The following is a 22,755-nucleotide window of genomic DNA, read 5'->3' as shown; positions in this document are numbered from 1 at the left end:
TTTTCGATAGCACATTGACACAGATGGGCAATCCGTGGTTATCTAGCACAATGGATATAACATAGTTGACTTTTTCAACTGATTGGCATATAGGATTTATCAGTGATCAGTATTTTTGATTTATTTAAGATTGGGATTGGACCTTCAAGTTCGCATACCGTCGGACCGATGAAAGCGGCGAATCTGTTCGTTAGCGCATTATCACAGCAGCAGCTACTGACGCAGGTGGATAGGGTGCAAGTCGAGCTATTTGGTTCGCTCGGTGCGACGGGTAAAGGGCACGGTAGTGATATAGCGGTGATGCTAGGTTTGATGGGAGAGCAACCACAGACGACGGATGTCGCCGCTATTTCACAAAAAATTGCCGATATCCAAGCGCAAAACACGCTGTCTCTAAATCAGCAGCATGAGATTAACTTTGTTGCTGACAAGGATTTAATCCTAAATGGTAGGGTATCGCTGCCCCATCATCCCAATGCCCTGACTATCACTGCTTTTACAGACAATGACATTGTTTACCAAAATACGTATTATTCAATCGGCGGCGGGTTCGTGCAGACCGAGCAAGAAGCGCAAGCAAAAGAACCGGTGATTGAAAGCGTTAAAAAACCAGTACCTTATCCGTTTAACAACGCCAAAGAATTATTACAAATTTGCCAACACAATCAACTGTCAATCGCCCAGGTCGTTCGAGCCAATGAACTGGCTAACTTGGGTGAAGATGAGCTGCTGGGTGGACTTAACGATATTTGGCAAGTCATGCAAGACTGTGTCAATGATGGTTGTCGCCATGATGGTATTTTGCCAGGGGGCTTACAAGTACAGCGCCGCGCCAAGGCGATTTATCAGCAGTTATCCGCTGCCGATAGCCGAAAAGCGTTTAATGATGCCCTTGCCGTGATGGATTGGGTCAATCTGTATGCCTTGGCAGTTAATGAAGAAAACGCCAGTGGCGGACGTGTGGTGACTGCCCCCACCAATGGTGCAGCAGGCGTGATACCTGCGGTTATGCATTATTATCGAGATTTTTGTCCAAGTTATACGCTGCAAGGTTTGCATGATTTTCTGCTAACCGCTGCGGCGATTGGCATCATTATCAAAGAAAATGCCAGCATCTCAGGCGCAGAAGTGGGCTGTCAAGGGGAGGTCGGATCGGCGTGTGCGATGGCAGCGGCAGGGTTAACCTATGTGCTTGGCGGTAGTCCTGCGCAATGTGCCAACGCTGCCGAAATTGGCATCGAACATCACCTTGGCATGACGTGTGACCCGATTGCGGGGTTGGTGCAAGTGCCGTGTATCGAACGCAATGCCATGGCGGCAGTAAAAGCGATTAATGCCTCAAGGCTTGCGCTTAAAGGCAATGGGCAGCATGTGGTATCGCTTGATAAAGCCATCAAAACCATGAAAGAGACAGGCAGAGATATGATGTCAAAATATAAAGAAACCGCAATGGGCGGGCTTGCTATCAATGTCCTAGACGAGGATGTTGCCGCCCAGTCAAATTTGATTCCGACGCTGGATGTGACGGTCAATTACAGTCAGTGTTAGTGCTACAATAAAAAAACCGATTCGCCAAGGAATCGGTTTTTTTGTGCTTATCAATCAATCGCAGGTTGATAATCGCCTGTGATAATACCGTCTTTGATGTCATCGGCTTGCGCCAACACTTGCGCCAATAAGGCTTTGACATTGTCAAGCGTGGCGATGGGGCTTAACGTGGTCATTTTAAGCGATTGCACATCTTGGTGAGCATCCCCTTGCTTTTGGTAACTGACGCGCGTCACGCCGATATTGGCTTCACCTTTGGCAAATAGCTCATCGGCGACATTTTGGTTCAAGCTATCAAGCAACTCGGCAGGGTAGTCTTTGGGTACCACGCGAAATAGCACGGAGGCAAACTGTGGCTCTACCAACAATTCAAGCCCATCAGTGGCTTTAATATAGTCAGCGACTTCGCGGGTCAAATCAACGCCATGGTCAATCATCGAGCCGTATAATTCTTCGCCCAAGGCTTCCACTGTCAGCCATAATTTTAGCGCATCAAAACGGCGCGTGGTCTGTAGCGACTTAGAAACTAGGTTGGGTACGCCATGTTCTTCGTCATACGCAGAGTTCAAATATTCAGCTTCATAATGCATGAAGCGATAGTTGGCTTCATCTTTGAGCAAAAATGCCCCGCAAGAGATGCTTTGGAAGTAATGTTTATGGAAGTCGAGGGTAATAGAGTCGGCTTGCTCAATACCTGCAAGTTTATCGCGGTAGTTATTCGATAAAATCAGCGCACCACCCCAAGCGGCATCAATATGAAGCCATGCACCGTACTCATGGGTAAGCTTACGAATCGCAGGGATTGGGTCAATCGCGCCGGCGTCCGTGGTGCCTGCGGTAGCGACCACACAGGCGATGATTTTGCCTTCGGCCTTCAGTTGCGCCATGGTGTGTTCAAGTGCGACAACATCCATCTGCGCTTGGTCATTGACTGGCACAGTGACCACCGATTGAAAACCCATGCCCATCATTGCCATGTTTTTTTGCACGCTAAAATGCGCGTTTTCTGAGCAGATAACTTTCACTTTTTGCATGGCATCGGCTGGGATACCGTCACGCTGTACCGACCATTCTGACCCATCGTCATTTTTATAGTTTTTAGCGATACACCAATCACGGGCGAGTAACACGCCCATCAAGTTGGATTGGGTACCACCTGAGGTGAATACGCCCGCTTGTCCGCTACCAAAACCGACTTTTTGACGTAGCCAATCAATCAGTTGCACTTCCATAAGTGACCCAGCTGGGCTTTGATCCCAAGAGTCCATCGATTGGTTGGTGGCATTTATCAGCACTTCGGCGATTTGACTGGTCACCATCGTTGGGCAGTGCAAGTGAGCAAGCGAATGTGGGTGATGCACTTTTAAGCTTTTATTCAAAAATAACTCAATCGACCGTTTTAATGCGTCTTCCAAGCCTAAGCCTTCTTTAGAAGGTTGAAAGGCAATCTCAGCGCGCAGCTGCTTGATACTACCGCCTGTATACATTTTGTCATTTTTGAGCCAGTCGGTGACAGCTTGTACAGCGGTGTTCATGTTTTTTTGGTAATCAGCAATGGATTGGCTGTCATTACAAAATAACGCTTGGCGGTGCTGTGATAAGTTTGACATGGTAAGTCCTTGCATTCTTTAAGAGAGAGTTAACTATAAATTGTCATTAAACAGAGTGATACGAGCAATTGGTTAATTTATTTTACAAAATTACGCTTATACAGTTGATGATTTACAATATTGGCTTTGGCATCGTTTTTATCCCAAATTTGCAATTCCCACGGATAATAAAAATTGCTCGCATTTTTAAAATATACATGCACACCGATATACCCGTCGATATCACGTAAATACCAATTTTTTAGACTGTAATCTGCTTTCCAATCATCCAGTTTTTCCATGATGTCTGTCACATCAGCCGATGGCAAAATTACCCGAGCACCAAAAATATCATTTAAAATATTATTGACTGGGTACTGGTTTTCTCGTGCCAAATAGCGATTGACTTTGTCATAGATACTTTCAGCCGTTTTAACACGGTAAAAAAAATCGATATTTTGTATATCGGCAAATGCCAAATAATCATTAATCGCTTCATGCAAATTAAGCCGATATGACAAGATAGGCTCAATAGGGACGGTTTTGAGCGTATGTGATAGGTTGATTTTTTGTACCTTGCCTGTTTCGAAATAATCTTGTGAATACTCACCATGAATCCGATTGATTTCTCGAATCAGGCGTTCGGTCTTGGCGATATTGGTTTCCATATTTTACTCAAAATGAAATAATCAGATAATAAAAACGGCAAAGCCACGTCAGTAACTTTACCGTCTTGATAGGCAATAATCAATTACCCACGTACTTTTTGCACGGCTTCTTTGACTGCCTTTTTAAAGCGTTCAAGCACTGCATCACATTCTTCTTGAGTGATGTTAATCGGGCAAAGCAAGCGAATCACTGTACCGCCACGACCGCCTTTTTCCAACAATAACTTGTTGTCAAAACACGCTCTTTGAATCGCATTCGCCATGTCAATATCAGCAGGATACGAGCCGATACGGTCAGCAGGTTTACGCTCATCGACAATCTCAATACCCGTCATCAAGCCGCGACCGCGCACGTTACCGATACAAGGAAATTCTTTGGCGATTTTTTTGAGTTCATCACGCAAGAATTCACCACGGATACGCGCATTTTCTGCCAAGTTTTTGCTGCGGATTTCATCCAATACTTGAATCGATGCCGCCATTGCAAGCTGATTGCCACGGAAAGTACCGGTGTGACCGGCTGGCGCCCATGCGTCGAATTTTTTGTTGATGGCAAGTACGCATAGAGGCAAGCCACCCCCGACCGCTTTACTCATCACCACCACGTCAGGCACGATGTCAGCATGTTCAAAGGCAAACATTTTGCCTGAGCGCGCAAAACCAGCTTGCACTTCATCCAAAATCAACACGATATCATGCTTAGCGGTCACTTCACGGATTTTTTGTAGCCATTTTTTGGGCGCAGGGACAACACCGCCTTCCCCTTGAATCGCTTCTAGGATGACCGCTGCAGGTTTGACCACGCCGCTTTCAACATCTTCAATAAAGTTTTCAAAGTAGTAAGTCAGCGCATCCACGCCTGCTTCACCCCCTAGACCAAGTGGGCAGCGGTATTCATGCGGATAGGGCATAAACTGTACCCCTGGCATCAAATTGCCCACTTTCTCTTTGGCAGACAAATTGCCGGTCATGGCAAGCGCGCCATGGGTCATACCGTGATAACCACCGCTAAATGCGATAACGTTGTCACGCCCTGTATAAGTTTTTGCTAATTTAATTGCCGCTTCTGTACCGTCAGCACCGGTCGGACCGCAAAATTGCAATACAAAATCTTTTGGGAAAAAAGACAGCAAGGATTCGGTAAATGCATCTTTGACAGGTGTAGTGATATCTAGGGTGTGCAGTGGCAGACCACTTTCTAACACATCATATAAGGCTTGTTTGACGGCTGGGTGGTTGTGACCCAAGGCTAATGTACCAGCACCGGCTAGGCAATCAAGGTAATCATTGCCTTCAACATCGGTGACCCAAATACCTTGGGCTTTAGCTATAGCTAGCGGTAGTTTGCGGGGATAACTACGAACATTAGATTCCATCGTGCTTTGACGAGTTAAGTAATATTCGTTAGTGGCATGAGAAATAGGGTGTACAGGGGTTTGAACGCTCATATCGGATTACCATCTCAGATAAGGGTTTAAGAAAATTTGCTTGTGGCTATCTTTCTCGAACTTGTGAATAACATATCAGTCAGGATGACTGACACCAAAACAAAAACGTTATACCGCAGAACCCCAAAATGCCATAACACTGCACCCAAGACCTAACAATATAACGTTCAAAATTTATGGGGGCATAATACCCTTTTTTTGTGAAAAATACAGTCTTTTTTGCAAAAAATCGCCTCAATCTTTCAAATTGATAACACAGGCTATATTTTGCGATGGCAAAGGCAAAAAATCACGGTAAGCGGTGAGCAATGAGCGGCACAACACTACGAAGCAGGGTGGAAATTCTAACAATCGTTGACAGTCAATGCAGTTTATCAAAACGATTCAATCACTATCTCAATAAAAAATTACTTAGTTAATACCATATTAATGAATTATTTGGTACAAAATAGCCAAGTGTCAGCACGCCTAATAATATCCAAGCTTACACCATCAAAATTTTATAAAAGCTAAATACGGCTTAGTATTGAGACCTTTACATGAATAAACATACAAAAACTTATTAAAAAATATAATAAAATCAATTAAATAGAAAAATAGACTGGCAAAAAAACTAGTAAAAAAATTACCAAAAAAAAGGATGGCTACATACGCAAAAATAACAAACCCTCCTAATGTTAGCATCATCCTTGCGTAGGCAAGGCATAGCGAATTTTTAGAAATAAGTTTGATAACAGGCGTCAATCCTAGATAACACACTTACCAATAAACCCATAACAACTAGACGAGAAGCAACTTTATGCCACAATCCTTAACACTTACTATCAATCAGCAACAACACACGTTGACGAATCTAGATGTACGTACCACGGTGCTGGATGTCTGTCGCAACCATCTTGGCTTGACAGGCAGCAAAAAAGGCTGTGACCACGGTCAGTGTGGCGCGTGTACCATGCTGATTAACGGTCAGCGGGTCAACAGCTGTCTAACCCTAGCGGTCATGCACGAAGGCGATAGCATCGAAACCATTGAAGGCATTGGCTCACCTGAAGCGCTTGACCCGATTCAACAAGCATTTTTGGAACATGACGCCTTTCAATGTGGTTATTGTACGCCTGGGCAGATTTGCTCGACCAAAGCGATGATTGAAGAACTCCGCCAAAACTGGGCAAGTCATGTGTCGAATGATTTGATGCAGCCTTTATCAAAAGATACAGCACAATTTAAACAACAATTAGATAAAGAAATCTCTGAGCGTATGAGTGGCAATATTTGTCGCTGCTCGGCATACCCCAACATCGTGCGAGCTATTAAACAGGTATTACAAGAAACCGATTTTTCGGCAGAGACAGATAAGGTAACTACTCAGACAGCTCAAACAGCAGCTACTCAGGCTACAGGAGTGTCGCTATGAAAACTTTTGATTATCAGCGCGCCAACTCGGTGGATGACGCCATCAAAATAGCCACTTTAGCTGAGGGGCATATGGTTGAAGCGCAGCGCCCGTTTTTTATCGCTGGGGGTACCAATTTACTTGACTTGATGAAACTCGAAATCGAACAGCCGACGCAGCTGATTGATATTTCACGTTTGCCGCTTAATACAATTGAAGCCACGCCAGAAGGTGGGTTAAAAATCGGCGCTATGGTCAGTAATAGTGAATTAGCGGCTCACCCTGTTATTCGTCAAGATTATGCGGTGCTTGCCCGTGCCTTGTTGTCGGGTGCATCGCCGCAACTGCGTAACAAAGCCAGTACTGGTGGCAATCTACTACAGCGTACCCGTTGTTACTATTTTTATCAGCCTGATAGTCCGTGTAATAAGCGTGAGCCCAATTCTGGCTGCGGGGCAAAAGCAGGTCTTCATCAGAACTTAGCAATTTTAGGCACGAGCGAGCAGTGTATTGCCACCCATCCATCAGATATGGCGGTGGCAATGCGATTACTCGACGCCATCATTGTTATCCAGCAACCCGATGGACAAACCCGGCAAGTGCCTATCGCTGAATTTTATCGCTTACCTGAGCAAACCCCCCATATTGAAACTTGTTTGAATCTAGGTGATTTGATTACCCATATCATTCTACCGCCACCTTTAAAAGGCGTGCATAGCTATGACAAAGTGCGTGACCGTGCGTCGTATGCCTTTGCTTTGGTGTCCGTCGCTGCCGTGATTGAGCATGATAATGACACACTCACCAATGTGCGACTTGCATTTGGCGGTATTGGCAGTCAGCCGTGGCGAAATACCGACATTGAAAAAATACTTATCGGTAGCACGGGCGATGCCGTGAGTATTGAGCTTGCGGTGGCGACCCTATTCAAAGAAGCAAAAACCGATGAACAAACTGAGTACAAGACCGTGCTAGTACAACGTCTTTTACACCATATTGTGCAGCGGGCGTTACAACAACCCAATCAATCAAGTCCTTTAAGTAGTGGAGTGAGTGCATGAGCCTAACACAAATTTTTGGCGAATCGCCCCTTGAAAAAAAACTGACCATGGACAAGCCTGTCGAGTCACGACTAGATACGACCGATAGCAAACTCGTTGGCAAACCACTGAGCCGTATCGAAGGACACCTAAAAGTCGCAGGCAAAGCCACCTATACTGCTGAGCACCAATTTGACGACTTGTGTCACGGTGTCATGGTCGGCGCTACCATCGGTAAAGGCAAGGTAAAAAAAGTACATAAAGATACCGCCTTACAAGTTGCGGGTGTGATTGGGGTGTTTCATGACCCGCTGTTTTTACGCAACCCGCAACAAGGCGGTGTCAAAATGGCGCCTGTACAAGGGGCAAGCGAAGTTTTTTATCATGGACAGCCGATTGCTTTGGTGGTCGCAGAAACCCTAGAGGCAGCTCAAGAAGGCGCGAAGGCGTTACAAATTGACTATGAAAATGATGAAAAACACGGGCATTTTGACTTTAACAAGCAAAAAAAGCATACCCAGTTTATTGATTGGGTAACCGATAAAAGTGACGACATTGGCAAGCCTGAAAAAACGCTTGAGCAAGCAGAAGTCAAAGTCGATGTGACTTATACCACACCTAGCCAAAGTAACATGCCGATGGAACCGCACAGTTCGTTGGCGCGTTGGTTTGAGGGTAAGCTAACCCTTCATACTTCTAACCAAATGCTTGCCTCTTCCAAAATACAACTTGCCAGAGCCTTAGATATACCGGAAGACGATGTCCGTTTGCTATCGCCCTATGTTGGTGGCGGGTTTGGCTCAAAACTGGGTATTTCGCCAGAGTCAGTGATGGCAGCCATTGCGGCTAAAGACTTAAAACGCCCGGTACTTGTGAACATGACCCGACCGCAAGTCATGGAAACTACCGTCAGACGCACCAACACCGAACAACGGGTGGCATTGGGGGCGGATAAAGATGGTAAAATCCATACTATTATTCATAATAGCATTGTCACCAATTTACCGTCAGAAACGTTTTTTGAGCCAGTGGCGGTTTCTACCCACTTTTTATATGGCGGTGACAATCGCCAAATCAAATACGAAATGGCGCGCATGAATTTTACCTTAACAGGTTCTATGCGTGCTCCTGGCGAAGCGGTGGGTCAGTTGGCGCTCGAATGTGCCATGGACGAACTGGCGCATGCACTAAATCTGTGCCCCATCGAACTGCGAAAACGCAATGAACCTAGCGAAGACCCAAGTAAAAAAATTCCTTACAGCACCCGAAAATTGCTGGCGTGTATGGAGCAAGGGGCAAAAGCCTTTGGGTGGGATGAACGCCCACAAACGCCCGCAAGTCGCCTTGAGGGCGATTGGCTGATTGGCTATGGGATGGCGTGCGCCGCGCGTAGCAACGAATTAAAACCCTCGCAAGCCCGTGTGAGCCTGTTGCCTTCTGAAAAACCGTTTGGGGTCATGGCTCGTATCGAAACTGACATGACTGACATCGGTACAGGTAGCTATACTATTTTTGCGCAGGTGGTTGCCGATATGCTGGGCTTACCGATTGACCATGTCGAGGTCAAACTTGGCGATACCGATTTGCCGCCGGCTGCAGGGTCAGGCGGTAGCTGGGGAGCTTCAAGTGCTGGTAGTTCTATTTATCTAGCGTGTGAAGCGCTACGAGAAAAGATTGCCCAAAGTGTGGGACTACATGCCGATAGCATTGGCTTTAAACAAGGCAATCTATATAGACAATTTGAGCATGACCCTAGCCTAGCTGAAAAAATTGGCGAAAAAATTAACCACACGTTAACCGATACGTTGGATAAACTAGCAGAAAAAACAGGGTTTAATTCTGAGGTCTCTATGGAGCACCAAGATAATGTACTCGATTGGGAACAAGTCGATACCCAGTTACCGCTGAGCAGTTTTTTGCAGCAATATGCCCCTCATGGCTTGGTAGCTAATGGTGAAATCGAACCTGGTAAAACCAAAAAAGAATACCGCCATGCAGGCTATGGCGCACAGTTCGCTGAAGTCGGGGTACACCGGGTAACGGGTGAAATTCGGGTTCGCCGTATGCAAGGCACATTTGCTGCAGGGCGTATTTTAAATGAAAAAACAGCGCGCTCGCAGTGCTTTGGTGGGATGGTGTTTGGTATAGGGGCAGCCTTGATGGAGCAAATTCACCATGATAAACGTGACGGTCGTCTATGTAATCATGATTTAGCCGAATATCAAGTGTGTGTGAATGCCGATGTGCCTGACTTAGAGGTAATAATGTTACCCGAAACTGACCCCTATGCCAACCCGCTCCACAGCAAAGGCATAGGCGAATTGGCATTATCAGGGGCAGGGGCAGCCATTGCCAATGCAATTTTTAATGCCACAGGCGTTAGAGTACGAGACTACCCCATTACTTTGGATAAACTGCTGTACCAGTTGCCATTACTGTAATCGGGTACACTGTCATTTGCTATGAACCATTTGTTTGATATTTTTGATACCCTTGAGCAGTTACCGCCCAACAGTGAGGCGGTACTAGCCACAGTGGTGAGTGTCGAAGGGTCAGCCTATCGGCAACCTGGTGCTAGAATGTTGATTTTAGCCGATGGTCAATCCATAGGCATGGTGAGTGGCGGTTGTCTTGAAAAACACTTGGTTCAGCGAGCCTTCTGGCTCACGCGAGATGGGGCAACGCTCAAAACCTATCATACCGCAACCGATAGTCAGTTATCACAAGATGGGGTAGCTGATGACAGTGATGAACAAGAAGGCTTTGGGCTCGGCTGTCAAGGCGTCATTCAAGTATTATTTGAACGTCTGGTTTTAAATGAGCAATCTGTATTATTTGCCTGTTTTCAGCGCTTAAAACAGACAAAACAGCCACAAACACTGGCTACAGTTATCACCTCAAACTCAGATGAGTTTGTGGTTGGACAGCATCTGCCTTTGACACAGTTGTCGCAATTGGGTCAACAAGACTGGCAATTGGTTAATCAAAGCGCTGCCAGCCGTAAAAGTCGATTTATGCTGCATGTTTATCAAAAACAATCGCAACAACTGAGCGTCTTTGTAGAAACGCTACAACCGCCACTACAGTTATTAATTTTTGGGGCGGGGCAAGATTGTTTACCCTTGATGACCATGGCAAATTTACAAGGCTGGCAGGTGACGGTGATTGATAGTCGTTTGGATGCGATTGCCCGTTGTCGCGGGCAGGCTCACGCCAATTTTGTGCAGATTGCCCTTGATGAGGCTGAGTCTGTGCAGACTTTTTTTGAGTCACCGCAGCCGACCGCTGTGGTGATAATGACCCATAGTCTGAGTCAAGACAGAGTATGGCTCAGCCAAGCCTCTAAAGCCCAAAAATCGCCTTTTTTTATTGGGCAATTAGGGCCAACCTATCGCACTGAGCAGTTGCTTAGTGAGATTGACGATGGTTATCAACTGGTGAAACCTGCTAATTTGTTCTATCCTGTGGGTTTAGCGCTCGGTGGGGATACGCCCGAAGCGGTAGCTTTATCTATCACTGCCCAAATTCAACAGGTATATCATGAGCGTCACGCCTAGTAATTTAATCGTGGTGATTTTGGCGGCAGGATTGAGCCAGCGTCTTGGTTTTGCCAAGCAGCTGATTGTAAAAAATCATCAAACCTTGCTGGCTGAAAAAATTCAACTGGCACGCCAATTGCACCCTTATCAAGTGTTGGTGGTTTTGCCAAAACTTGATAACCCACTATCTAAAGCATTATACAATGAAGTTGCACCATTTGCCGTCACAGTCGTTGATAATCCAACGCCGCAAACAGGGATGGCGCAATCGATTCAGTATGCAATGACAACATTACAACAACAGTCAGTAAGTGCTACGATGCGAATTTTGTTTTTGACTGTTGACCAAGTGGCGATAACCCTCGATGATTTGACGCTATTAAGCCAAAATGTTGAGGACCACCAGCTGATTGTGAGTGAGTATGGTGATAACAATCGACCAATTTGGGGGATTCCCGTCAATTTACCTTGGGGTTTTTTGCGAGCATTTGGTCATCAGTTGCAAGGCGATAAAGGTTTTCGGGCGTTATGGCAACATCGAACTACTATCGTTTCGCCCACCGACGCTACGGTTTATCGGCTTTATCCGCTACCGCTGCCGCATTTAAGCCAAGATATTGATACCTTAGAACAATTTGAGCAGCTAAAAACAGCCTATCACCTTTTGCCGCCGACCCAACATTTTAATTGAGATAATGATGATTTCTGTCAATGAACTAAAACAAGCGATTAATGAGCGCCTAGAGAACTATTTAACGTCGCATTTGGGCGAGGTAAAGACGACAACAGTGGGTTTGTTAGAGGCGCAAAACCACATCTTAGCCCAAGATATTGCGGCATCCTTTGATATTCCCCGCCAAAATCTATCATCCATGGACGGTTTTGCGATTGCTATGAGTAGCTATCTTGACCACGATAGCCAACTTGAAATCATCGGTGAATCGGGGGCAGGTAAACCTTTTAACGGTCGTTTAAGACCCAATCAAGGCGTGCGAATTTTTACCGGCGCGGTGGTGCCAAATGACTGCGACACGGTGGTGATGCAGGAAGACACCAACCTTAGCGACATTCAGCACAGTTTGGATAACACCCAGGCCTATCACATTCGCTTGACCCAAACCGCTAAGGTGGGCGCAAATATTCGCCGCCAAGGCGAGGAAGTGCAAGCAGGCGAAACTGTTTTAACAATTGGTAAACGCCTAAACCCCACCGATATCAGCTTACTTGCCAATTTGGGCGTGGATAGCGTGCAGGTATTTCAGATACTCACGGTTGGCATTATTGCCACCGGCGATGAGCTGGTTGATGTGGGGCAGCCGCTGGCAACGCTTGCCCAAATTTATAATTCCAACACGCCCACGCTAAAAGCGTTATTAAAGCAGTTGCCGATTGCGATTCAAGATTATGGCATTGTCCCTGACAACCTTGAAACCACTCGCCGCACTGTTCAGCAAGCGATAGTCGAATGTGATGTGATTATTTCTACGGCGGGTGTATCGGTGGGTGATTATGATTTTTTAACCCAAGTCATTCAGGCGCTTGGCAAAATTCACCATTACAAAGTGGCGATGAAACCAGGTAAACCTTTTATATTTGGGGAATTTGAGCAAGATAAAAAAACGGTCATGTATTTTGGGTTACCCGGCAATCCGCTATCTACCGTGGTGTGCTGCCTTAATTTTGTCCAACCCGCGCTGTGGCAACTATCGGGCGCGATACCATCAGACATCCCAAAACCGCTGCAACTGTTTGCCAAAACCACCCACGACATCAACAAGCGAGCAGGACGCCAAGATTATCAGCGAGCGATTTTTTGCCAAAATGAAGACGGCAGTTTTAGTGTCACTCCTTTATCTGCCCAAGACTCCCACCGTGTAAAACAGCTTAGCCACGCTAATTGCTTGCTTATATTGCCCCAAGACAATGCAGGGGTAAAAGCAGGCGAAATAGTGGCGGTGCAGCCGTTTAGTTGGAATTTTAGCTAACGATGATTCCGCAACATTCTTCATTAAATTTGGTGGACAATTTTCATCGCCAGTTAAGCTATTTACGCCTGTCGATTACCGATTTTTGCAACTTTCGCTGTCATTACTGTCTGCCCGATGGCTATACTGCCAACGCGGGTAAACGCCCTGACAACGAGCTTTCTGTATCCGAAATTGATATTTTAATACAAGCCTTTGCCAAACTAGGTACCACCAAAGTGCGGCTGACGGGGGGTGAGCCATCGATTCGACAAGATTTACCGCGCATCATCGAACTTGCCAAACAGACCCAAGGCATCCAAACAGTGGCGGTCAGCTCCAACGGCTATCGCCTTGCCAAGCATTTAGCCGACTGGCAAACGGCAGGGCTAAATCAGCTTAACATCAGTATTGATAGCTTTGACCCCACCATTTTTAAACAAATCACCGGCTTTGATATATTGCCAACGCTGCTAAAAGACATGGATAAATTGCTAGCAACCACCGATATTAAGCTAAAACTCAACGGTATTTTGATGGCAGACACCGCCTTTGATAACTTGCAATCTGTATTAAGTTTTGTCAAAAATCGCCCTGTTACTTACCGTTTTATTGAGTTTATGCAAACCTCGGATAATAAAGCTTTGTTTTTTGCCCAACATAGCAGTGGTCAGCGTATCAAAGATTTTTTATTACAAAATGGTTGGCAATCCCAACGTCGAGCAAGCGATGCAGGACCTGCGATTGAATATCGCCATGCCGATTATGTCGGTGGCATTGGGCTGATTGAGCCTTATGCCCCGCAGTTCTGCGACAGTTGTAATCGGCTGCGAGTGAGTAGCCAAGGCAAAGTACATTTGTGTTTGTTTGATAATGGCAGTTATGATGTGCGAGGGTTTTTGGCAAATGGCGATGTCGATAGATTGGTTCATGCCTTGCAAAGGTTAATGCCGATTAAGCCCGAGCATCATTTACTCAAGCAAAACGACAGTGGTATCATGGCGAATTTGTCGATGATTGGCGGTTAATCGATGACGGGTGATTTTTAAAATATAAAATAGGCAAATTTAAGAAAAATTTGCTTATCCAAGCGCCGCTTGATAAGCGTACACGTCGCTATAATGTTGTGCAACATTTGAGGGGTGAAAATCCAAAACATGACAACACAATTAACTCCCTTAGACCTGACACATTTAGACGCACACGGCGATATATCCATGGTTGATGTGTCGGGCAAATCGATAACCCAACGCACCGCCACCGCCGTAGGGCAAGTCATTTTCCCTAGCGACAGTTACCAAGTGATAAAATCCGCCGACGGCATCACCAAAAAAGGCTCAATCATTCAGACCGCGCATATCGCAGGGGTCATGGCAAGCAAACGCACCCACGAGCTGATTCCGCTTTGCCACCAGCTGCCACTCGATGGGGTAAAAATCGGCTTTGAGTATGATGATAACAACTGCTCAATCCACGTCACTGCCACTGTCAAAGTCACCCACAAAACAGGCGTAGAAATGGAAGCCTTAACCGCTGTGTCGGTGGCTTGCCTAACGATTTACGACATGACCAAAGCATTATCTCACGACATCACCATCAGCGATATTAAGCTACTCACCAAAACAGGGGGCAAATCCGACTATGCCAACACCTAGCACGTCTGAGAAAAATTTAGCCATCTTATACTTTGCAAGCCTTGCTGAACAAGCAGGGAAAGATGAAGAAACAATCCGCTTTGACGGTGATAACTTGACCGAGCTTTACCAAACATTAAGCGCACACTACGGTTTTAAACTCGCCCAAACCAAACTTGCTGTGGCAATCAATCACCACATTGCCAACTGGCAAACGCCGCTCCAAGATGGCGATATCGTCGCCTTTATTCCACCTGTGGCAGGCGGTTAAATATCACATACACCCTTTAAAAAATATAGAGAAAACCATGAATGCATTGCATCAAGGCTCAGCCACCATTAGCATCAGTGAAGACCAAGCCTACCAAACCGTGATTACCAGCGGCTTTGCATTGACTGACCGAGCCATTGACGATAGACGGCTTAAACACGCCTTAATGAGCGATACTTGTGGGGCGTTAGCGACATTTGAAGGCTGGGTGCGTAACCACAATAACGCTCGCCCTGTTAGCAAACTCACTTACTACGGCTACGAGCAACTGGCACTCAATCAAGGCAAAAAACTGATTGAACAAGCCAAAGCCCAGTTTGACATCGAAAACGCCATTGCCATACACCGTATTGGCGACCTTGCGATTGGTGAGATGGCGGTGTGGATTGGGGTAGTGGCTGCCCACCGTTATCCTGCATTTGATGCGTGTCGTTGGCTACTGGATGCGATTAAAGCGGATATCCCTGTGTGGAAACAAGAATTTTATACCGACAGTACTGAGAGTCTGTGGCTTTCTAATAATGGTTAATAAGCAATGACAACTATCGTATTAAGCGTGCTGTTTTTTATTTCTGCCTTGCTCTATTCATCAGTCGGGCATGGGGGCGCATCGGGCTATCTTGCGATGATGGGGTTAGTCGGCGTTGCGCCAAGTATGATGAAACCTACCGCACTATGTCTCAATATTTTGGTGTCAATCATTGCGTTTTGGCGATTTTATTCTGCAAAAAACTTTTCTTGGCAAATTTTTATTCCCCTTGCTATTGCCGCGGTGCCGATGGCGTTTATCGGGGGAATGACCCATTTGCCCAGTCATTTATATAAGCCGATTGTTGGGATGGTACTGATTTTTTCGGCTATTTATTCATTTATCTTTGCCAAAAAACTTACCAGCGAGCAACCATTAAAACAGGTGTCAAAATGGCTTTTGGCAATCGTGGGGGCGGTTTTAGGGTTGCTGTCGGGATTGACGGGGGTGGGCGGTGGTGTGTTTTTAAGTCCAATTTTATTGTTTAACCGTTGGGCAAGCCCTAAAGTTGTCGCGGGGGTAGCGTCCGGGTTTATTTTGGTGAATTCAATTTCAGGCTTGTTTGGTGTGTTATCGACAGGGGCAAAGCTGCCAAATCAACTACCAATTTGGCTTGTAGCAGTGTGTGTAGGGGGTTTTATTGGCGCAACTTATGGTAGTAAACGCCTTGCCGACCCCATGCTCAATAAATTATTATCTCTGGTGTTAGTTATTGCAGGGATGAAAATGCTGGCAAATTTTTAACGGTTATGTAGACCCCAACCGCTGCCTCTAGCACCAACCTAAAAAAGTACCAATCTAAAAAAGTACCAATCTAAAAAAATACGATGAATTGCAACATCTAATCATTTCAATGCTTAAGCTATAAAAAAAACCCATTGCAGGAGGTGAGCAATGGGCTGAGGAAAAGCACAAGTAAGTGTTAAAAATCTGAAAATTTTTGACAATAAACGCGGTTTATCAAAATTATTTAAGCGCTATATTAATAAAAAATTCGCAAATTAATACGCTCTGACTGATTAATTGGATACAAAATAGCCGACTATCAATAAATCTGATAACAGCAAAATTTGCTAAAAGCGAAATAATTCTTATTGTTATTATTATTGTTGTCGGACGTTATGATAACAATAAAAGTCTATATTTTTGACTAGCTAATTACACCCTGTTACTTTTGAAGTGTTTTTTATACAATGACATATTTAGTAAAAAATACCATAAAATCAATACGGTAAAGTGGCTTGATTGTTGAAAAATATGACAAAAATGAGCATTATGGGCAAAAAATAATGACATTACTTTGAGAACCGTTATAATTATTTCAACTAAAATTAGCGTTACGCCGCGCCCTACAACAAGAATGAACGAAAAATCCCATGACCGATAAGCCAGTGACCGACGAGAGAGCCAACCCCCCTGTTGCCTCGGGCAGTATTTTTAACCTGCCCAACAACTTGACCATTGCGCGCATCGTGATGATTCCGCTGTTTGTGGCGATTGCTTATTGGCCGCCTGCGATGGGGATTGGACAGAGCGCCATTAGCGACAATGCAATTGCCAACATAGGCATGTATCAGTTTAGCGATAGCCTTCTACGCCACTTTTTATTGACGGCTGTATTTGTTTTGGCGGCAATTACCGATTGGTTAGATGGCTACTTTGCCCGCAAGCTCAATATGACATCGGCATTTGGGCGGTTTCTTGACCCTGTGGCGGATAAACTGATGGTTGCTGCCGCGCTAATTATCTTGGTGCAGTGGCATCCTGATATTGTCATGGCGATTTCAGCGATTGTTATCATTTCACGGGAGATTGCCGTCTCTGCCTTGCGTGAGTGGATGGCAGAGCTGGGCAATCGTACCAGCGTTGCAGTGTCATATGTGGGCAAGATGAAAACCACTTTTCAAATGGTGGCAATTACGGTGTTACTACTCAATTGGGAATCACTTGAGATGACGGGATATTTACTATTGGTCATTTCAGTGGTGTTGACGTTATGGTCAATGTTTATCTATCTAAAAGCGGCATGGCCCTATCTAAAACAGCCTTAATTGATGACTTTAAAAAAAGCTGATGATGTTAAAAAAATGGATTATTCTAAAAAATTGTTAGTTAAGAATTTACCATAAAAAACCCCAGTTAAAAACTGGGGTTGTATTTTTTAATGCAAACCATTAAAAGGTCACGGCATGGTTTTCACCCATATTTTCTGCAGTTTTCCCTTCTTGGACAGCCGCGGATACCATTTTAAACATATCCACCACCTTATTACCGCTTAACCAATACTGCGCGCCGTTACATTCAATACAAATCACTTGCACGTTAGGATCTTCTTTACCTTTTTCATAGAACGCCGCATAAATTGGGCTCCAAAGCTCATCTAGTTTGGCTTTGTCATTAACTAGCTTAGCCGTACCATTGATAGATACAAAGTCTTTTTGGTCGCTTGAGGTATAAGATAAGTTGACTTGTGGATTTTTTTCCAAGTCTTTGATAGTTTCTGATTTGCGATCGCCGATGAACCAAATTTTACCATTTTCTAATTCATTTTTATTAGTGGTCATTGGGCACGCATGTAAATGTTTTTCGTCTGCAGTAATGGTGGTCATCATTGCATATTTGACGCCTTCAATCACTTTATTAATATTTTCAATATGTTGCGCTTTGGTGAGATCTGCCATGAGAATGTCCTTGTTATTATATGGTTATTATACGTCTCAAAGTTAATGCTAAAAAATTTATTACTAGCTTGCAAAAAAGTTACGTTAAAACTGGGTTAAAGTCACTAACATGGACGATAATATCGGCTTTTGTTATTTAAGTCTGTCGAAAAGCTGCAAATAATTGGTATAAAACCGTTAACCATGTTATCGCAAGGTAACGCAATTGAAAGGCAATTTATAAAAAACACAGGGTGAAATCACAGCCTATCGCCATCAAGACAAGTGATACGCCCGTGGGTTTAATGCTATAATAGCCGCAAATTTTTCTGTTATTTTCCCAACTTTTCCCAAAGCAAGCGGAACTTTCTATGACTATCATCGCTGGATACCCATTTTTAACCGATTTTCAAACCACTAAACTGCTAAATTCCCTTAGCCAAAAAACCAATCTCAAAATCACTCACTTAAAAAGCCAGCAAGTTTATATTTTTTCTAAAGATTTGGCAGAACACGACTATAAAAAAGCGATAGATTTGCTCAATCATGGTGACGAAATCGCACTTAATCAAGCAAGCCAACATGAAAGCCAAAATGAAAATAAACAGGCGCTGCAAATCATCGTCAGCCCACGTTTTGGTACGATTAGCCCTTGGGCAAGTAAAGCGACGGATATTTTTAACAATTGTGAGATAGCGATTGACCGTGTTGAGCGCTTGGTGGTGTATACGCTCATAGGCGAAAATTTGCCTGAAAAGCTCCCGCATGATATCGAGATGATGTTGTACGACCGCATGACCCAAAGCCTATTTTATGATTTGGCAAAGGCTCAGCACTTATTCGATGACCACGAGCCAGCACCGCTCAACCATGTCGATGTGATGGGCAAAGGGCGTGAGGCGTTAGAATCCGCCAACCGTGAGTTTGGTTTTGCGTTATCGAGCCAAGATATTGACTACTTGATGGATGCCTATGTTAATGCGCTGAAGCGCAATCCGACCGATGTTGAGCTGATGATGTTTGCCCAAGCCAACTCGGAGCATTGCCGCCACAAGATTTTTAATGCTCAATGGACGATTGATGGGGAAGTACAGCCAAAATCCCTGTTTGGCATGATTAAAAATACCTTCGAGCAAAATCCCAACGACATCTTGTCTGCCTATAAAGACAATGCCGCGGTGGTAAAAGGGCATGAAGGACAGCGTTTTTATCCGCTACTAAACAGCGACAACAATCATTTAGCATACGATTTTCACCAAGAGCCGATTGATATCTTGATGAAAGTCGAAACCCACAATCACCCAACGGCGATTGCACCGTATGCAGGCGCGGCAACAGGCTCTGGCGGTGAAATCCGTGACGAGGGCGCGACAGGTCGTGGTGGTAAACCCAAAGCAGGATTGGCAGGATTCCATGTGTCGCATTTGCAGCTGCCTGATATGCCAGAAAAATGGGAGCACAGCGGAAAAGTCTCGACTGCTGACTACGGCAAGCCAGCGCGTATGGCGTCCGCATTAGAAATCATGACCCAAGCGCCGCTTGGTAGTGCGGCGTTTTCCAATGAATTTGGTCGTCCAAATCTGGTCGGTTATTTTCGCTCATTTCAATTGGATACCTCAAAAGACCAAGATGGCAGCCAAATGCGGGGCTATCACAAACCCATCATGATTGCCGGTGGTTACGGTAATATCAAACGCAATTTGGTGGAAAAAAATCCGATTCAGCAAGGCGATTTGCTGATTGTGTTAGGCGGTCCTGCCATGCAAATCGGCTTGGGCGGTGGCGCGGCAAGTTCGGTGGATAGTGGTGAGCTTGATGAAGGCTTGGACTTTGCGTCCGTGCAACGTGACAATGCCGAGATGGAACGTCGCTGTCAAGAAGTCATTGACCGCTGTTGGGCAATGGCGGGAAACCAGCCAGATGAAGATAACAATCCGATTGTGTCGATTCATGACGTGGGGGCAGGGGGTTTGTCAAACGCCATGCCCGAGCTTGTGAATGACCACGAACTTGGTGCAGTGTTAAACTTGCGTAAAGTGCCGTCGCTTGAGCATGGCATGTCGCCAATGGCGATTTGGTCAAATGAAGCCCAAGAGCGCTATGTGTTGGCAATCCGCCCACAGAGCCGTGAGCTATTTGATAGTATCTGTGAGCGCGAGCGTTGCCCGTATGCGATTTTGGGTGAAGCGACTGACGTGCGTGAGTTGGTGGTCAATGACCCGTTACTCAACACCAAAGGCGACCAACAACCGGTCGATATGCCCCTACAAGTGCTACTTGGTGGCACGCCAAAAATGCAGCGTAGCTTTAGCCGTAGCACGCCAACACTGCAAGCGTTAAATCTTGATAAAGTCGATTTGGCGGAAGCGGTCAAAGACGTGCTGCGTCACCCAACGGTTGCCAGCAAATCTTTCTTAATTAGCATTGGCGATCGTTCCATCACGGGTATGGTAGTACGTGACCAATATGTTGGACGTTACCAAGTGCCAGTGGCGGACTGTGCTGTTACCGCTTCTGCTCTCCTCCCTGTCGATGGCAAACCGATGACAGGCGAGGCCATGAGTATGGGCGAGCGTACCCCAGTTGCTTTGATTAATCCTGCCGCATCTGCGCGCCTTGCCGTTGCCGAAGCCATTACCAATATCGCAGGGGCGAATATCGCCAAGCTATCAGACATTACCTTGTCGGCGAACTGGATGGCAGCCTGTGGTGAAGACAAAGAAGACCAAGCCTTGTTTGATGCGGTGTATGCCGTGGGCGAAGCGCTTTGTCCGGCACTTGGTATTGCCATTCCTGTGGGTAAAGACAGCTTGTCAATGCGGGCGAATTGGTCAGATGAGCAAGCAAACAAGTCTGTGGTGTCACCCATGTCGCTCATTATCACTGCCTTTGCCCCTGTGCAAGATGTCACCAAAACCTTAACCCCAGAATTGCTAACCAGCTCAGCGCTTGGCGAAACCGCCTTTTATCGCTTAGACTTATCAAAAGGTCAGTTCCGCTTGGGTGGCTCAATCCTTGCCCAAACCCTAAGCCAACTGGGTGATACTTGCCCAGATTTGGATAATCCGCAAGATTTAATTAACTTTTTTAACTTTATCCAGCAAGCCAACAACCAAGGCTTAATCACCGCATATCATGACATTGGTGATGGCGGTTTGCTTGCCACCATCGCTGAGATGCAATTCACCAGTCGTCAAGGCGTAAAATTGGTGTTAACTGATGATAATTTACTCGGTCAATTGTTTGCTGAGGAACTCGGTGCGGTGATCCAAATTAAAACCCATCAGGTGGCTCAGTTGTTAGCGCTTGCCGAAACCACAGGCGTCAGCGAGCTGTTAAGCTTGGTCGGTCAAAGCACCGATGAGGACAGTTTACTCATCCAAACAGCCACGCAAAATTTACGTTTTGAGCGTAGCGAGCTTGAGCAAGAATGGAGCAAAGTCAGCTACCATATCGCCAAAAACCGTGAAAATCCCGAATGCGTACAACAAGCCTTTGATTTGATTGGTGATAAATCCCATCAAGGTTTAATCGCGCAAGCTAATTATGATCTCAACCAAGCGATTGAAGCCCCCTACATCAATAGCCGCAGCGCACAGCCCAAAGTCGCCATTTTGCGTGAGCAAGGCGTGAATGGTCAGCTAGAAATGGCAGCAGGCTTTAAACGCGCAGGGCTAGAAGCCGTCGATGTGCATATGAGTGACTTGCTCAAAGGGCGTGTCAACTTGCGTGACTTTGATGGGCTGGTGGCTTGCGGCGGCTTTAGTTATGGCGATGTGCTTGGCGCTGGTGCTGGCTGGGCAAAATCGGTTCTGTTCCATGACGAATTACGCATGCAATTTGTGCGATTCTTTACCCGACCAGAAACCTTCTCGCTTGGCGTGTGTAACGGCTGTCAGATGATGAGCCAGCTTAAAGACTTGATACCAGGCGCAGAGAATTTCCCCCGTTTTATCGCCAATAAATCAGCACGCTTTGAAGCACGCACGGTGAATGTGAAAATTGAACGTACCAAGTCGGTGCTGTTAAAAGGCATGCAAGAGAGCATTCTACCGATTGCGGTAGCACATGGCGAAGGCTTTGCTACGTTGAGCAATACCGATATCGCAGGGATGAGTGCACATGGGCAAATTGTGATGCGTTATGTGGACAGTCTCGGCACACCAACCGAGCATTATCCGCTCAATCCAAATGGCTCACCACAAGGGGTGACAGGAATTTGTAGCACCGATGGGCGTGTGACCTTGATGATGCCACACCCAGAGCGCAATTTGATGGCGTATAACCACAGCTGGAAGCCTGAAGCGTGGGACAATGACGGGGCGTGGATGCGGATGTTTAGAAATGCTCGGGCATTTTTAAGATAAGAGTTAAGATAAAAGTTAACATAGATAATTTTTTTAAAAAAGGATGGCAAAAGCTGTCCTTTTTTAATGAGCTAAGCTAACCCGACTAAGGCAATAAAGACTGGG

At 45.6% G+C, this 22,755-nt stretch carries 17 protein-coding genes and 1 pseudogene; 14 read left to right on the top strand and 4 right to left on the bottom strand.

What is annotated here, in order from left to right; genetic code table 11:
- Nucleotides 1–102: 102 nt before the first annotated feature.
- Nucleotides 103–1,548, top strand: a complete 1,446-nt coding sequence (locus tag RTS10_RS08115) for an L-serine ammonia-lyase (RefSeq protein WP_219332028.1) — start codon at nt 103–105, stop codon at nt 1,546–1,548.
- Between the two features lie 50 nt (nt 1,549–1,598).
- Here the strand turns inward: RTS10_RS08115 and RTS10_RS08110 are convergent, their stop codons facing one another.
- The 3 genes from RTS10_RS08110 to RTS10_RS08100 all read right to left on the bottom strand — a co-directional run bounded on the left by RTS10_RS08110 (nt 1,599) and on the right by RTS10_RS08100 (nt 5,253).
- Nucleotides 1,599–3,158: a pyridoxal phosphate-dependent decarboxylase family protein gene (locus RTS10_RS08110; RefSeq protein ID WP_312539909.1), complete on the bottom strand. Its 1,560-nt coding sequence runs from the start codon at nt 3,156–3,158 to the stop codon at nt 1,599–1,601.
- Nucleotides 3,159–3,235: 77 nt separating this feature from the next.
- Nucleotides 3,236–3,805, bottom strand: a complete 570-nt coding sequence (locus RTS10_RS08105; RefSeq protein ID WP_312539908.1) for a nucleotidyltransferase family protein — start codon at nt 3,803–3,805, stop codon at nt 3,236–3,238.
- Nucleotides 3,806–3,888: 83 nt separating this feature from the next.
- The gene (locus RTS10_RS08100) at nt 3,889–5,253 is read right to left on the bottom strand and encodes a diaminobutyrate--2-oxoglutarate transaminase (RefSeq protein WP_312539907.1); all 1,365 of its coding nucleotides are present in this window, start codon (nt 5,251–5,253) and stop codon (nt 3,889–3,891) included.
- Nucleotides 5,254–6,052: 799 nt separating this feature from the next.
- Here RTS10_RS08100 and RTS10_RS08095 point away from each other — a divergent pair.
- From RTS10_RS08095 to pgsA, 12 genes and pseudogenes are all read left to right on the top strand, one after another.
- Nucleotides 6,053–6,667, top strand: a complete 615-nt coding sequence (locus RTS10_RS08095; RefSeq protein WP_219332026.1) for a 2Fe-2S iron-sulfur cluster-binding protein — start codon at nt 6,053–6,055, stop codon at nt 6,665–6,667.
- Nucleotides 6,664–7,707 (top strand): FAD binding domain-containing protein, encoded by a 1,044-nt coding sequence (locus RTS10_RS08090; RefSeq protein WP_312539906.1) that lies wholly within the window; start codon nt 6,664–6,666, stop codon nt 7,705–7,707. Before RTS10_RS08095 ends, RTS10_RS08090 begins: the two co-directional genes overlap by 4 nt.
- Entirely contained in the window at nt 7,704–10,127 is a 2,424-nt protein-coding gene (locus tag RTS10_RS08085; protein ID WP_312539905.1) for a molybdopterin cofactor-binding domain-containing protein, read from the top strand. Before RTS10_RS08090 ends, RTS10_RS08085 begins: the two co-directional genes overlap by 4 nt.
- Before the next feature lie 21 nt (nt 10,128–10,148).
- Nucleotides 10,149–11,243, top strand: a complete 1,095-nt coding sequence (locus RTS10_RS08080) for an XdhC family protein (protein WP_312539903.1) — start codon at nt 10,149–10,151, stop codon at nt 11,241–11,243.
- Nucleotides 11,227–11,916, top strand: coding sequence for a nucleotidyltransferase family protein (locus tag RTS10_RS08075; RefSeq protein WP_312539902.1), 690 nt, complete (start codon nt 11,227–11,229; stop codon nt 11,914–11,916). The genes RTS10_RS08080 and RTS10_RS08075 overlap by 17 nt, the downstream gene beginning before the upstream one ends.
- A 7-nt stretch (nt 11,917–11,923) precedes the next feature.
- Nucleotides 11,924–13,210 (top strand): molybdopterin molybdotransferase MoeA, encoded by a 1,287-nt coding sequence (locus RTS10_RS08070; RefSeq protein ID WP_312539961.1) that lies wholly within the window; start codon nt 11,924–11,926, stop codon nt 13,208–13,210.
- Nucleotides 13,210–14,217, top strand: a pseudogene (gene moaA / locus RTS10_RS08065) (GTP 3',8-cyclase MoaA); the annotation flags it as partial. The gene RTS10_RS08070 and the pseudogene moaA, both read left to right, overlap by 1 nt.
- Nucleotides 14,218–14,346: 129 nt before the next feature.
- The gene (gene moaC / locus RTS10_RS08060) at nt 14,347–14,844 is read left to right on the top strand and encodes a cyclic pyranopterin monophosphate synthase MoaC (protein ID WP_309575055.1); all 498 of its coding nucleotides are present in this window, start codon (nt 14,347–14,349) and stop codon (nt 14,842–14,844) included.
- Nucleotides 14,831–15,094, top strand: coding sequence for a molybdopterin converting factor subunit 1 (gene moaD / locus RTS10_RS08055; RefSeq protein WP_144918644.1), 264 nt, complete (start codon nt 14,831–14,833; stop codon nt 15,092–15,094). Before moaC ends, moaD begins: the two co-directional genes overlap by 14 nt.
- Before the next feature lie 37 nt (nt 15,095–15,131).
- On the top strand, nt 15,132–15,623 hold the full coding sequence (locus RTS10_RS08050) for a molybdenum cofactor biosynthesis protein MoaE (protein WP_312539900.1): 492 nt from the start codon (nt 15,132–15,134) through the stop codon (nt 15,621–15,623).
- A 6-nt stretch (nt 15,624–15,629) separates the two neighbouring features.
- Nucleotides 15,630–16,367, top strand: a complete 738-nt coding sequence (locus tag RTS10_RS08045) for a sulfite exporter TauE/SafE family protein (RefSeq protein WP_312539899.1) — start codon at nt 15,630–15,632, stop codon at nt 16,365–16,367.
- 632 nt (nt 16,368–16,999) lie between these two features.
- Entirely contained in the window at nt 17,000–17,674 is a 675-nt protein-coding gene (pgsA, locus tag RTS10_RS08040) for a CDP-diacylglycerol--glycerol-3-phosphate 3-phosphatidyltransferase (protein ID WP_312539898.1), read from the top strand.
- A gap of 123 nt (nt 17,675–17,797) precedes the next feature.
- Here the strand turns inward: pgsA and RTS10_RS08035 are convergent, their stop codons facing one another.
- Nucleotides 17,798–18,304, bottom strand: coding sequence for a pyridoxamine 5'-phosphate oxidase family protein (locus tag RTS10_RS08035; RefSeq protein ID WP_312539897.1), 507 nt, complete (start codon nt 18,302–18,304; stop codon nt 17,798–17,800).
- A gap of 350 nt (nt 18,305–18,654) precedes the next feature.
- Between RTS10_RS08035 and purL the strand changes: the two genes are divergently transcribed.
- Nucleotides 18,655–22,650 carry a phosphoribosylformylglycinamidine synthase gene (gene purL, locus RTS10_RS08030; protein ID WP_312539896.1) on the top strand — a complete coding sequence of 1,332 codons (3,996 nt, stop codon included), beginning with the start codon at nt 18,655–18,657 and terminating at the stop codon, nt 22,648–22,650.
- Nucleotides 22,651–22,755: the final 105 nt, after the last annotated feature.

Origin of the sequence: Moraxella sp. CTOTU47616 (genome assembly GCF_032017465.1) — a bacterium.
GTDB classification, from domain to species: domain Bacteria; phylum Pseudomonadota; class Gammaproteobacteria; order Pseudomonadales; family Moraxellaceae; genus Faucicola; species Faucicola tetraodonis.
This window is presented reverse-complemented; position numbering and strand designations above follow the sequence as displayed.

Bases quoted from the DNA above. Each gene is read 5' to 3' on its own strand.
- RTS10_RS08110 (WP_312539909.1), bottom strand. From the start codon at position 3,158: ATGTCAAACTTATCACAGCACCGCCAAGCGTTATTTTGTAATGACAGC.
- RTS10_RS08105 (WP_312539908.1), bottom strand. From the start codon at position 3,805: ATGGAAACCAATATCGCCAAGACCGAACGCCTGATTCGAGAAATCAAT.
- RTS10_RS08100 (WP_312539907.1), bottom strand. From the start codon at position 5,253: ATGAGCGTTCAAACCCCTGTACACCCTATTTCTCATGCCACTAACGAA.
- RTS10_RS08095 (WP_219332026.1), top strand. From the start codon at position 6,053: ATGCCACAATCCTTAACACTTACTATCAATCAGCAACAACACACGTTG.
- RTS10_RS08090 (WP_312539906.1), top strand. From the start codon at position 6,664: ATGAAAACTTTTGATTATCAGCGCGCCAACTCGGTGGATGACGCCATC.
- RTS10_RS08085 (WP_312539905.1), top strand. From the start codon at position 7,704: ATGAGCCTAACACAAATTTTTGGCGAATCGCCCCTTGAAAAAAAACTG.
- RTS10_RS08080 (WP_312539903.1), top strand. From the start codon at position 10,149: ATGAACCATTTGTTTGATATTTTTGATACCCTTGAGCAGTTACCGCCC.
- RTS10_RS08075 (WP_312539902.1), top strand. From the start codon at position 11,227: ATGAGCGTCACGCCTAGTAATTTAATCGTGGTGATTTTGGCGGCAGGA.
- RTS10_RS08070 (WP_312539961.1), top strand. From the start codon at position 11,924: ATGATTTCTGTCAATGAACTAAAACAAGCGATTAATGAGCGCCTAGAG.
- moaC (WP_309575055.1), top strand. From the start codon at position 14,347: ATGACAACACAATTAACTCCCTTAGACCTGACACATTTAGACGCACAC.
- moaD (WP_144918644.1), top strand. From the start codon at position 14,831: ATGCCAACACCTAGCACGTCTGAGAAAAATTTAGCCATCTTATACTTT.
- RTS10_RS08050 (WP_312539900.1), top strand. From the start codon at position 15,132: ATGAATGCATTGCATCAAGGCTCAGCCACCATTAGCATCAGTGAAGAC.
- RTS10_RS08045 (WP_312539899.1), top strand. From the start codon at position 15,630: ATGACAACTATCGTATTAAGCGTGCTGTTTTTTATTTCTGCCTTGCTC.
- pgsA (WP_312539898.1), top strand. From the start codon at position 17,000: ATGACCGATAAGCCAGTGACCGACGAGAGAGCCAACCCCCCTGTTGCC.
- RTS10_RS08035 (WP_312539897.1), bottom strand. From the start codon at position 18,304: ATGGCAGATCTCACCAAAGCGCAACATATTGAAAATATTAATAAAGTG.
- purL (WP_312539896.1), top strand. From the start codon at position 18,655: ATGACTATCATCGCTGGATACCCATTTTTAACCGATTTTCAAACCACT.